The organism is Parabacteroides sp. AF19-14 (genome assembly GCF_003635485.1).
Classification (GTDB): domain Bacteria; phylum Bacteroidota; class Bacteroidia; order Bacteroidales; family Tannerellaceae; genus Parabacteroides; species Parabacteroides distasonis.
This window is the reverse complement of record NZ_QTMJ01000003.1, coordinates 102945-114739: the sequence shown is the minus strand read 5'-3', so window position 1 is coordinate 114739 and position 11795 is coordinate 102945. Positions and strand designations below refer to the sequence as shown.

Annotated in this window: 12 protein-coding genes; 7 read left to right on the top strand and 5 right to left on the bottom strand. The window is 46.7% G+C overall.

The features are described 5' to 3' along the window. The first annotated feature begins 431 nt into the window (after positions 1-431). The 4 genes from DWX33_RS03805 (at position 432) to DWX33_RS03790 (ending at position 1640) form a co-directional block, all read left to right on the top strand. Positions 432-668 (top strand): hypothetical protein, encoded by a 237-nt coding sequence (locus DWX33_RS03805; protein ID WP_057327368.1) that lies wholly within the window; start codon positions 432-434, stop codon positions 666-668. Further along, positions 635-976 (top strand): type II toxin-antitoxin system RelE/ParE family toxin, encoded by a 342-nt coding sequence (locus DWX33_RS03800; protein WP_122379874.1) that lies wholly within the window; start codon positions 635-637, stop codon positions 974-976. The genes DWX33_RS03805 and DWX33_RS03800 overlap by 34 nt, the downstream gene beginning before the upstream one ends. 119 nt (positions 977-1095) lie before the next feature. Continuing rightward, entirely contained in the window at positions 1096-1329 is a 234-nt protein-coding gene (locus tag DWX33_RS03795) for a hypothetical protein (protein ID WP_121962828.1), read from the top strand. Continuing rightward, a complete protein-coding gene (locus tag DWX33_RS03790; RefSeq protein WP_009275741.1) occupies positions 1299-1640 on the top strand; it encodes a type II toxin-antitoxin system RelE/ParE family toxin in 342 nt (113 codons plus the stop codon). The genes DWX33_RS03795 and DWX33_RS03790 overlap by 31 nt, the downstream gene beginning before the upstream one ends. A gap of 77 nt (positions 1641-1717) precedes the next feature. On the opposite strand, the gene ilvC is transcribed toward DWX33_RS03790, so the two are convergent. The 5 genes from ilvC to ilvD are packed head-to-tail and all read right to left on the bottom strand — an operon-like array spanning position 1718 to position 7685. Further along, positions 1718-2761, bottom strand: coding sequence for a ketol-acid reductoisomerase (gene ilvC / locus DWX33_RS03785; protein ID WP_005864389.1), 1044 nt, complete (start codon positions 2759-2761; stop codon positions 1718-1720). 49 nt (positions 2762-2810) lie between these two features. Then, positions 2811-3536, bottom strand: coding sequence for an acyl-[acyl-carrier-protein] thioesterase (locus DWX33_RS03780; protein WP_122379873.1), 726 nt, complete (start codon positions 3534-3536; stop codon positions 2811-2813). Positions 3537-3542: 6 nt separating this feature from the next. Further along, positions 3543-4097, bottom strand: coding sequence for an acetolactate synthase small subunit (ilvN, locus tag DWX33_RS03775; protein ID WP_008780057.1), 555 nt, complete (start codon positions 4095-4097; stop codon positions 3543-3545). 15 nt (positions 4098-4112) lie between these two features. Continuing rightward, the gene (gene ilvB / locus DWX33_RS03770) at positions 4113-5816 is read right to left on the bottom strand and encodes a biosynthetic-type acetolactate synthase large subunit (protein WP_048927571.1); all 1704 of its coding nucleotides are present in this window, start codon (positions 5814-5816) and stop codon (positions 4113-4115) included. A 33-nt stretch (positions 5817-5849) separates the two neighbouring features. Continuing rightward, positions 5850-7685 (bottom strand): dihydroxy-acid dehydratase, encoded by a 1836-nt coding sequence (ilvD, locus tag DWX33_RS03765; RefSeq protein ID WP_005864376.1) that lies wholly within the window; start codon positions 7683-7685, stop codon positions 5850-5852. Positions 7686-8806: 1121 nt separating this feature from the next. Here ilvD and DWX33_RS03760 point away from each other — a divergent pair. From DWX33_RS03760 to aroC, 3 genes are all read left to right on the top strand, one after another. Beyond that, complete coding sequence (locus tag DWX33_RS03760; protein ID WP_122379872.1) at positions 8807-9982, top strand: MalY/PatB family protein; 1176 nt, start codon at positions 8807-8809, stop codon at positions 9980-9982. A gap of 48 nt (positions 9983-10030) precedes the next feature. Then, a complete protein-coding gene (locus tag DWX33_RS03755) occupies positions 10031-10606 on the top strand; it encodes a peptidylprolyl isomerase (RefSeq protein WP_005854436.1) in 576 nt (191 codons plus the stop codon). A gap of 103 nt (positions 10607-10709) precedes the next feature. Then, positions 10710-11786, top strand: a complete 1077-nt coding sequence (gene aroC, locus DWX33_RS03750) for a chorismate synthase (RefSeq protein ID WP_022192777.1) — start codon at positions 10710-10712, stop codon at positions 11784-11786. Positions 11787-11795: the final 9 nt, after the last annotated feature.

The window sequence follows — 11795 nt, the reverse complement described above, 5'->3', positions numbered from 1 at the left end:
TGCTTGCTTGCTTGCTTGCTTGCTTGCTTGCTTGCTAGACAATTATTCCGATTTACCAAGCGCATACTGATAAAAAAGGTTAACATCATATATCCATCACACATTATCATATGATTTTCATATACTCTTTTAATGTATAAGACGTAGTAAATATAAGAAATAAAAAAATATGTAATAAAGACCTGCACACCCCACACCCCAAAATTCATGCTTATTGTGCGTATATAGCGGATAAGCGATTAAAAATAGCGGTTATGTGACATAAATAAATTTGAATACCATTTTGAGGGGATGGAGACGGGGCACGCCCCGTCTCTACAACTGGGTAATGAGTTAATCCTATAGACCTACTTTTTTCCTTACCAAATATCTTATTACATGGAAATTATTCCATACATTTGCCACTGTACTAATAAATAACAGTTACGACTATGACAAAATTAAGCAACATCCCCGCCAAGGAAACTACGGCCAAGACCGCAAAGACACGTAAGACCAAGACCGGACCCGCAAAGCTCAAGTGGGATCCTACCAAGCCGATGCAATTCACCCAAGAAGAGATCTGGGAACATATCCATGAGATTGAGAAGGGGCCGTTCATGACCCTAGATGAAGGTTTTAAACGTTTTGAGGCATGGAAGCAAGACCTACTCAAAAGCAGGTTATAACCAGTAGTTTATTTTGGGAAAGTTACGATAATGTATATGTTCAAGGCCTTGACTTATTTGGATTCTACCAAGCGGAATTATACGCTAACAAGATAAAATCCATCTTATACGAGTTAGACCAAACCTATCCTTATTATCCCGAATGCCGACACCTAACCACGAAAAGCCACATGTACCGGAACATCATCCTAGATTCACACCTTATCATCTACCGCATCACCGAGGAACGCATCGAGGTGCTGGACATCGTCCATTCAGCATCCAGCATGCGAAAGATCAAGAAGACTAGGAATATCCACATCGAATAACACGAAGAAAGGCGAGCCACCCATAAGTGACCCGCCTTCTTTTTTACTCATTAAATATCTTATTACATGGAAATTATTCCATACATTTGCCACAGTACTAATTAATAACGATTACGACTATGACAAAATTAAGCAACATCCCCGCCAAGGAAACTACGGCCAAGACCGCAAAGACACGTAAGGCCAAGACCGAACCCGCAAAGCCCAAGTGGGATCCCACCAAGCCGGTGCAATTCACACAAGAGGAGATCTGGGAACATATCCATGAGATCGAGAAGGGGCCGTTCTATCCTATTGAAGAAGTACATCAAAGAATAAGATCATGGATGGACAACTATCAAGGAAAAAAGTAATCGGTTCTCCCATTTACGAGGAAAGCCTTGAGAGGATTTTCGTGGAAGGTATAGAACGATTCGGCATATTCCAAGCCCGGAAATATCTTGAGCACATATTGAATACAGTCGAGAAACTGGAAAACGACTATCCTTATTATCCCGAATGCCGACACCTAGCTACGAAAAGCCGCATGTACCGGAACATCATCCTGGATTCACACCTTATCATCTACCGCATCACCGAGGAGCGTATCGAAGTGCTAGACATCGTCCATTCCGCATCCAGCATGCGAAAGATCAAACAGGCTAGGAATATCCACATCGAATGATGCAGAGAAACAGAAAAAGGCGAGCCACCCGTAAGTGACCCGCCTCTTTTTGCTGATATATAAGGATTAAGATTGGATTAGTTATTCTCCGGACGAAGCTTACGTACAGTAACAGCTGTCTGCCACATCTCGCTCTCGCGCAATGCCTTCAATTCAGCCTCCAATTTCTCACGATAATCCGGCTTAGAGTTTGAGTCGATAGAGATCTGAGCCTCGTTACCGCATTTTACGTTTGCGTACAATTTCTCGACAACCGGCTTGATTGCGTCGTGGAACGGACCCATCCAGTCCAAAGCGCCACGCTGGGCGGTAGTAGAGCAGTTCGCGTACATCCAGTCCATACCATTCTTGGCGAATAAAGGCATCAAGGATTGAGTCAACTCCTCGACCGTCTCGTTGAAAGCCTCGGAAGGAGTGTGTCCATTCTCGCGCAATACCTCATACTGGGCCAACAACAAACCTTGGATAGCGCCCATCAAAGAACCACGCTCACCAGTCAAATCGGAAGTAGCCTCACGGATGAAAGTCGTCTCGAACAAGTAGCCGGAACCGATACCGATACCCAACGCCAACGTACGATCCATCGCCTTGCCAGTAGCGTCTTGATAGATAGCGAAAGAAGAGTTCAAGCCACGACCCTCAAGGAACATGGAACGCAAAGACGTACCAGACCCCTTCGGAGCGACCATGATCACGTCAATATCTGCGGGAGGAACAACGCCCGTACGATCGTTCCAAGTGATCGCGAAACCATGAGAGAAATACAGGGCCTTGCCAGCTGTCAAATAAGGCTTCATCGTAGGCCATACAGACATTACGGCAGCGTCGGACAACAAGCACATGATGATCGTGGCCTTGTCGCAAGCCTCCTCGATACCGAACAGAGTCTCACCCGGAACCCATCCGTCCTCAACCGCTTTATCGTAAGTCTTACCTTGGCGCTGGCCAACGATTACGTTGAAACCATTGTCACGAAGGTTCAATGACTGTCCCGGTCCCTGTACGCCATAGCCGATAACAGCGATTGTCTCATCTTTTAATATCTCTCTTGCCTTTTCCAACGGAAATTCCTCGCGGGTCATTACATTCTCTACAACACCGCCAAAATTCATTTGTGCCATTTTCTTTTTAACTATTAATGTTTAAAAACCTATTTATGTATCTCTTTTATTATCTCCAAGTAACCGCCGCACGACAGATCGCCTTTCCCTCATGGCAAATAGCCATGTCTTGCTTATCGGGAGCGGACTCCGCCTTATGAAGCGTAAGCGGCATACCTTGTTTACCCTCGGATTGGTAGGCGATCTCCAGACGGCCGATCTCACGGGTCTTGAACTGGTCGATATCGAACAAATCCAGCAGATGCTCGATATACTTCACGCTATTGAAGTGACCGTTGATATCCAAGTCACTGTATTTGATCGAATACGGGATTCCCTCCGCCTTATTCTCCGCCGGCATGATCTTGCCCGGCTTCTCGATCGGGCACGGACGCTCGTCGATATATTTGCCCAATGCCTCTATATCCAATAAGGTAGGACGGCGGGTCTCCACGTCGATAGCCGCCCAAATAGAACGGGCGAATCCAAAGGTTTTCCCATTCTCATCCGCCAGCTCAAAACAACGGCTGGTGAAGAGGCGTCCGACCTCATCGATCCAAGTGTATAGATTAATATTATCGAAGGCGGTAGGATATTCCTTCATCTCGATAGCCAGACGGGACAACACCCAAGCCGTATGACGCTCCGACATATCATTGAAACCGAACCCACGCTCTCCGGCATGGCTGGAAGCGGCGTGAATCAAATAATTACCAATCATAGGGAGCGTTACACGTCCCCTAAAATCCATCAAATACGGCTCCGCCACGAAATGAAATAATCCTACTTTCTCCATATCTTATTATTGTTGCTTTTCATGTAACTTTCGCTCCATATCGGCCAACATATCGCTCAAGCGCTCCACCTTGCTCTTCGTGATAGCCACACGTCCGGAGCGGATGAATTGCAGGACACCGATCGTCTCGCTCAACTCATTGAACAAGGCTTGTGTCTCGTCATAGTGGCCACTCTTCTCCAATACCACGCAGGTCTCGTTCATCTCCAAGATACGGGCGTTGTATTTACGGATCAATCCCTCCACGGTTCCCATCTTGATGAAAAGCTCGGTACTTAGCTTATAAAGAGCGATCTCTTGATAAACCAAATCCTCATCCGTATTATAATAAGCCTTCAAGATATCCACACGTTTATCGATCTGTTTCACCACCTTATCGATCATATCCTCATCGGCGAATGTCGTGATCGTAAACTTATGGATGCCCTTGATAGCGGACGGAGAGACGGACAGAGTCTCGATGTTCAGCTGTCGGCGTGTAAAGATAATCGTTATCTGGTTCAAAAGACCTACGATATTCTCTGAAAAGATAATAACGGTATATAATTTCTTTGTTGTCATAGCTTCATCTCCTCCTTATTTCTCGTCTCCCATAATCATGTTTGTCACGCTTCCCCCGGCAGGAACCATCGGATATACCATTCCGCAAGTCTCCACGTTAGCGACCAACACGTAAGCGCCGTCGTGGTTTAGCATCTCAGCGATAGCGTCGTCCAATTCCTCCCGCTTTTCAACGGCACGACCGGCGATACCATAGGCTTTAGCGATCGCCACGAAATCCGGATTCTCCATGATGGTGTTTGAATAACGCTCGTGGAAGAACAATTCTTGCCACTGACGTACCATACCTAAGAAGTTATTATTAAGAATGATAATCTTCACGTTCAGTTTTTCCTGCATGATGGTACCCAATTCTTGAATCGTCATCTGCATACCCCCATCACCGGTAAAGAAGCAGACCGTACGGTCCGGAGCCCCGAACTTTGCGCCCATAGCGGCCGGCAGACCAAATCCCATCGTACCTAAACCTCCGGAAGTCACCACGCTACGGGTTTGTTTATATTTGAAATAGCGGACGCCCATCATCTGGTTCTGCCCAACGTCGGTCACCAATACAGCGTCGTTACCGGTCGCCTCGGAAACCTTACGGACTACCTCGCCCATTTTCAGTTGGCCCTCGGTCGGATACAATTCCTTCTCGATTACCTTATCGTATTCCTCTTTCTCGTCCCGATCGAACTCGGCATTCCATTCCGGACGTTTACGTTCTTCCAGCAACGCCGTAATCATCGGTATCGTGTGCTTGGCATTACCCAGCACCTTTACGTCCACGGCAACATTCTTGCCGATTTCCGAGTTGTCGATATCCAGATGGATAATCTTGGCTTGCTTAGCGTATGTCTTTAAATCGCCAGTCACACGGTCGTCGAAACGCATACCGATAGCGATCAATACATCACACTCATTCGTTTTCCGGTTCGGCCCTACGTTTCCATGCATGCCGAGCATTCCCTTGTTCAATGGGAAATCGGTTGGCAACGCGGATAAGCCCAATACCGTAGATCCGGCAGGTATATCATTCTTTTGGAGAAACGCTTTCAATTCCTCTTCCGCACCGCCTAACAATACTCCCTGCCCGACCAGACAGAAGGGTTTCTTCGCCTCATTGATTAAATCGGCGGCGGCCTTGATACGATCCTTATTGATATCCGGCTCCGGTTGATAACTACGTACGTAATCGACCTTCTTATATTCATATTCCACCAACCCTACTTGCGCATCCTTCGCTAAATCCAGCACAACTGGACCCGGACGGCCTGTAGAAGCGATATAAAAAGCACGAGAAACAGCCCATGCGATCTCCTCCGGCTTGCGGATTTGATAAGCCCATTTCGTGATCGGTTGCGTGATGCCAATCACGTCGACTTCCTGAAAAGCATCGGTTCCCAACAACGGCGAGGGTACTTGACCGGCGATTACGACCATTGGCGTACTATCCATCAGCGCATCAGCGATACCCGTGATGGTATTCGTAGCGCCCGGGCCGGAAGTAACCAACGTCACTCCTACCTTGCCAGATACACGGGCATATCCTTGAGCCGCATGGGTAGCGCCTTGCTCGTGGCGCACCAATACATGCCTCAACTGGTCCCTATAATCATATAAACTGTCGTAAATAGGTATCGCCTGTCCGCCGGGATAACCGAAGATAGTATCTACTCCTTCAGCAATCAACGCTTTCAGCAAAGCTTCCGAACCGGTTATCTTTTGTTTCTCCATAAAAAATAACGTGTTTAATGTATATTATTGGCTTTAATCTTCAACAATCCTTACACCTCCCTTATCGGCGGAGCTAACCATCTTCCCGTACGCTCTCAACGCTTTCGAGACCTCACGCTGACGCGTCGGCGGCGTAAAGGCTTTCTTTCCACGTGCCTCTTCCGCCTTACGGCGCTCGGCCAACTCCTCGTCGCTCAACCGCACGTTGATGGAACGTTCCGGGATATTGATCTCGATGATATCCCCGTCTCTCACCAGTCCGATAGCGCCACCGGAAGCGGCCTCGGGAGAGATATGCCCGATAGAAAGACCGGACGTACCGCCACTGAAACGACCATCCGTGATCAAGGCGCACTCCTTACCTAAGTGACGGCTCTTTATATAAGAGGTAGGATATAACATCTCTTGCATTCCCGGCCCCCCTTTCGGACCCTCATACGTGATGACGACCACATCGCCTGAAACGACCTTGCCTCCTAAAATGCCCTCGCAAGCGGCATCCTGTGAATCGAAGACTTTCGCCGGGCCGGAGAATTTCCAAATACTCTCATCCACACCGGCGGTTTTTACGACACATCCGTCCAAGGCGATATTCCCTCTCAAAACAGCCAAGCCGCCATCCTTGGAATAAGCGTGCTCCACGTCACGGATACAACCTTCGGCACGATCCGTATCTAATTCCTTATAATAAGATTCTTGGGAACCCATCTGGATACTGAACCGATGAGCGGGAGCGCTCTTGTATTTACGGATCGCCTCCTCCGTTACGTTCGGGGAAGTGACGGCGTATTTATCAACAGCCTCGGCCAAGGTCAGGCCGTCCGCACGTCTCGTGCTGCCATCCACAAGCCCGGCTTTCATCAACTCGTTCATGATACCGAGGATTCCACCGGCACGGTTTACGTCTTGTACATGATAAGTGTGCGTATTCGGGGCTACCTTACACAGGCAAGGAGTCTTGCGGGATAACATATCGATATCCTCCATATGAAAATCGGCGCCGGCTTCTTGTGCCACGGCCAATAAGTGAAGCACCGTATTGGTAGACCCCCCCATGGCGATATCCAGAGACATGGCGTTCAAGAAAGCCTGACGGGTAGCGATGTTGCGAGGTAACACGGAATCATCCCCATCACGATAGTATTTGTAAGCGTTCTCAACGATTTGCTTAGCCGCGTCACGGAAAAGTTGGATACGGTTCTTATGGGTAGCCACGATCGTCCCGTTACCCGGAAGCGCCAGACCGATCGCCTCGTTCAAGCAGTTCATAGAGTTAGCGGTAAACATACCGGAACAACAACCGCAACCCGGACACGCATGGCGTTCCACCTGCTCGATACGCTCATCGCTTACCGATGTATCGGCAGACTCAATCATCGCATCGATCAAATCAAGATGGCGGCCATCCAGCTCACCTGCCTCCATCGGGCCACCGGACACGAACACCGTCGGGATATTTAATCGCATGGAAGCCATAAGCATACCCGGCGTGATCTTATCGCAATTGCTGATGCAAACCATAGCGTCCGCCTTATGGGCATTTACCATATATTCCACGCTGTCCGCGATAATGTCGCGTGAAGGAAGCGAGTAAAGCATCCCATCGTGCCCCATAGCGATACCGTCGTCGATAGCGATCGTATTAAATTCAGCGGCGAAACAACCTTGTTTCTCGATCTCGGCCTTGACCAATTGCCCGATCTCATGCAAATGCGTATGCCCCGGCACGAACTGGGTAAATGAATTTACGATAGCGATAATAGGCTTGCCGAACTGTTCCTCTTTCATCCCGTTGGCACGCCATAGCGCACGGGCTCCGGCCATCCTACGACCTTCGGTGCTAAATGAGCTTCTTAACGGATTCTTCATCTCTTTCCTATTTTTTGTTCGTAGAGCGCTTTATCCACGCCTCTACCTTGATTTATTTATAATAAAAAAGCCTTTCCCTATATGGAGAAAGGCTTAAGAAATATCTCTACGACTTCACAACTTCTTACACACCTTTCTCCTTACCTACTAATGACTAGAAGGACCACCACGAGAATAATATGCAATACGTTGTTCATCATCTTTTCTTATTGTCTTTGTTTGTTTGACGCTGCAAATGTAGAACAATAATTGATATGCGCAAAGGATTTAAAAGAAAATTCTTCATTTTTCTTTCAATTCTCAAGCAAATACCATTTTAGGATTGCATTTTAACAGGAGCAAGAGTGTATTACTTAGGAATCGGAAGGTATAGAAGGGAAAAAACTTCGATTTCCAAACAGAAACAGTAAAAAGACAAATGTTATCTAAAACAGATCCCAGATAACATTTTTATCAGATAACACGACTTACGATAACACGTATCTCATAAGAAAATCCTATTCTAGCGATAAAAAAGATACATATAAACTCTAAATCACATATTTATTAACACTTGTAGACTATAAATAGCCTTGAAAAAATTCATAATAGTGTTCTAGAAAAAACATAAGAAAGTTTTCTGAAGAACATAAGGAAGAAATTTCATCTAGTATCGGACTAAATTTTGTTAACATTCGAATGAAAATCACCTAAAATCAAGACTAAATCCGGCATAACCCACGCTAGAAGCAGCTCAAGCAAAGACATTTTCAAAATGACTTTCAGACAGAGAAAGCCTTAAATACTCAACCGATAGACAGCTATTCAAACATCAATCATAAAAAAGACCAACAACACCTGCATTCAAACATCATTCTGATTTACACAACCATCAAATGCTTGCGCTTTTTCCGTGCGACCAAGCCCCCGCCCCATAATTCATCACCCACAGAGAGCAATAATAACACTTTGACATTTTGCCAGTTCACGGTTTGATAAGCCATTTAAGTAAACGATTCATTAAATATATCGCCGATTTCCTAATATACAGCATTTCATACTTTGATTTGGATAAACAATAAATATAATAATTTGTATCTTTGACCCCAATAGCAATTAAGAAACTGATCGTTAATAAAAATATGAAACACTACAACTTCGACGAAGTTATCGAACGGCATGGGACGAGTTGCGTGAAATTCGACCGTTTGAAAGAGATGTTCGGTGACGAGAATCTGATACCACTATGGGTGGCGGATATGGATTTCCGCACACCGGACTTTATTGTAGAGGCCCTGAAGAAACGTTGTGAGCACGAGATATTCGGCTATACATTCGGCTCCGACGAGTATTACGAGAGTATCATCAATTGGGTACACTACAAACATAACTGGAAAATACAACGGGAATGGATCAGCTATATCCCCGGAATCGTAAAGGGAATCGCTTTCGCTATCCAATGCTTTACGCAAAAAGGAGATAAGGTCATCATCCAGCCCCCTGTTTATCACCCGTTCCGCATCGTTCCGGAAAAAATGAAGCGTGAGGTCGTTTATAATCCGCTAAAGATGGTAGATGGTGTTTATGAGATGGATTTCGATCATCTTGAATCTATTATAGATGATAAATGCAAGGTATTGATCCTCTGCAACCCTCACAATCCGGGTGGGATCGTCTGGAAAAAGGAAACCTTGGTCCGCTTGGCCGAGATTTGCGCCAAGCACAATATTTTGGTTATCTCCGATGAGATTCATGCGGAAATGGCCTATCCTCAGTATACGCATTATCCATTTGCCTCCGTATCGGATACTGCCGCTTCTTGCAGCATAACTTTCATGGCACCGAGCAAGACGTTCAATATCGCCGGTATCGTGACTTCCTACGCAATCGTTCCCAATGATCGCATCCGGGAAGAATTTTATTCTTTCCTTGAGGCCGGAGAGTTTGGCGATGGCACGATCTTCGCTTATACGGCGACAACCGCCGCTTACACCTATGGCGCCGAATGGTTGCAACAAATGCGAATGTATATCATGGAGAATGTACGTTTCGTGGAAGAGTTCATGAAACTACATCTCCCCAAGATAAAAGTTTACCAGTCCCAAGCCTCCTTCCTCGTTTGGTTGGATTGCAGGGAACTGAAATTAAGTCAAGATGAACTCGTACACCTGTTCAAAGACAAAGCCGGACTAGCGCTGAACGACGGAAGTATCTTCGGCCCCGGGGGAGAAGGCCATATGCGTTTGAACATTGGCTGCCCCCGCTCTGTTTTAGATAAAGCGATGAACGCTCTTAAAAAGGCGGTGGATAAGAAATAAAATCGTATCTTTGCGAGCATTTCTATACATATTTAAAATACAAGACAAATGAAAATTACAGCAAACAAATACGTTGCGGTTACATACGACCTGAACGTTGGCGAAGGTGAAGAACGTGAGTTAATGGAAAAAGCGACGGTCGAGGCTCCTTTGAAATTCATCTACGGAACAGGCATGATGCTTCCGGCATTCGAGAAAGCCTTGAACGGGCTGGAAGTAGGTGGCACGTTCAACTTCTCCATCGAGCCAGCCGAGGCTTATGGCGAATATAACGAGGAGCACGTATTGGATCTTCCGAAGAATATCTTCGAGGTGGACGGTAAATTCGACGCCGAGATGATCAAGGAAGGTAATACCGTCCCAATGATGGATTCTAATGGCAACCGTATGAACGGCTCTGTATTGGAAGTGAAGGATGATATCGTGGTAATGGACTTCAACCATCCGTTGGCTGGCGAGACTTTGCATTTCAGCGGCGAGGTAATCGACGTACACGAACCGACAGCGGAAGAGATCGCAGCCTTCTCCGCTCCCGCAGGTGGATGCAGTTGCGGTTGCGACGATTGCGGTAGCGATTGTGGCGATAACCACGAGGGTGGTTGTGGTTGTGGTGGATGCCACTAAATAATGGGAAATTGAGAATTGAAAATTGAAAATTAGGAGAAGTGCCTAATCATCGGCTTTTGATTCTCAATTTTCAGTTTTCAATTTTCAATTAGACAAAGCGGTGAATACTTTTGGTAATATTTATAGATTAACATCGTTCGGCGAATCGCACGGCCCCGGTATCGGCGGCGTGATCGACGGATGCCCAGCCGGGATCGAATTAGATACGGCATTCATCCAGCAAGAGCTGAACCGTCGTAAACCGGGACAATCCCGTATCACGACCCCCCGTAAAGAGGATGATGAGGTACAGTTTCTTTCCGGTATCTACGAGGGAAAGACAACCGGCACGCCGATAGGTTTCATCATCTGGAACAAAAACCAACATTCCTCGGACTATGACAATATGAAAACGGTTTACCGTCCTTCCCATGCTGATTATACCTATCAAACGAAATATGGAATCCGTGATCCCCGTGGAGGTGGACGTTCGTCCGCCCGGGAAACGATCGCTCGTTGCGTGGCTGGAGCCATCGCTAAACTCGCCCTTAAGCAATACGGCATACAGATTCAAGCTTATACCTCGCAGGTCGGCCCGATCCAATTAGCGGGTAGTTACCAAGATTATGATCTAAGCTTGACGGAGGAGAGCGACGTACGTTGCCCGGACCCGAAGACCGCCTCAGAGATGGAAACCTTGATCGCCGAGGTCAAATCAAAAGGAGATACGATCGGCGGTGTTATTACCTGTGTGGCGAAAGGGGTTCCCGTCGGATTGGGAGAGCCTGTGTTCGGCAAGTTACATGCCGCGTTGGGACATGCGATGCTTACGATCAACGCCGTGAAGGGCTTCGAGTATGGAGACGGATTCAACGCCGCCTTCTTCCGCGGATCGGAAAGGAACGATCGCTTTTTCAATGATAACGGGCATATCAATACTCGTACCAATAATTCCGGCGGTATCCAAGGAGGGATCTCCAACGGACAAGATATTTATTTCCGGGTAGCCTTTAAATCGGTCGCTACGATCTTGATGGAACAAGAAACGGTTAACATGGAGGGAGAGGATACGATATTAAAGGCACGCGGACGTCATGATCCATGCGTATTGCCTCGTGCGGTACCTATCGTCGAGTCTATGACCGCCATGACTTTATTGGATTATTTATTGATCCAGAAGACACGGGAAAACTTTTAAGACTAATTC

Excerpts from the sequence above, each read along its gene's own strand:
- ilvC (WP_005864389.1), bottom strand. The coding sequence starts at position 2,761 with ATGGCACAAATGAATTTTGGCGGTGTTGTAGAGAATGTAATGACCCGC.
- DWX33_RS03795 (WP_121962828.1), top strand. The coding sequence starts at position 1,096 with ATGACAAAATTAAGCAACATCCCCGCCAAGGAAACTACGGCCAAGACC.
- DWX33_RS03790 (WP_009275741.1), top strand. The coding sequence starts at position 1,299 with ATGGATGGACAACTATCAAGGAAAAAAGTAATCGGTTCTCCCATTTAC.
- ilvD (WP_005864376.1), bottom strand. The coding sequence starts at position 7,685 with ATGAAGAATCCGTTAAGAAGCTCATTTAGCACCGAAGGTCGTAGGATG.
- DWX33_RS03755 (WP_005854436.1), top strand. The coding sequence starts at position 10,031 with ATGAAAATTACAGCAAACAAATACGTTGCGGTTACATACGACCTGAAC.
- DWX33_RS03760 (WP_122379872.1), top strand. The coding sequence starts at position 8,807 with ATGAAACACTACAACTTCGACGAAGTTATCGAACGGCATGGGACGAGT.
- ilvN (WP_008780057.1), bottom strand. The coding sequence starts at position 4,097 with ATGACAACAAAGAAATTATATACCGTTATTATCTTTTCAGAGAATATC.
- DWX33_RS03805 (WP_057327368.1), top strand. The coding sequence starts at position 432 with ATGACAAAATTAAGCAACATCCCCGCCAAGGAAACTACGGCCAAGACC.
- DWX33_RS03780 (WP_122379873.1), bottom strand. The coding sequence starts at position 3,536 with ATGGAGAAAGTAGGATTATTTCATTTCGTGGCGGAGCCGTATTTGATG.
- ilvB (WP_048927571.1), bottom strand. The coding sequence starts at position 5,816 with ATGGAGAAACAAAAGATAACCGGTTCGGAAGCTTTGCTGAAAGCGTTG.
- DWX33_RS03800 (WP_122379874.1), top strand. The coding sequence starts at position 635 with ATGGAAGCAAGACCTACTCAAAAGCAGGTTATAACCAGTAGTTTATTT.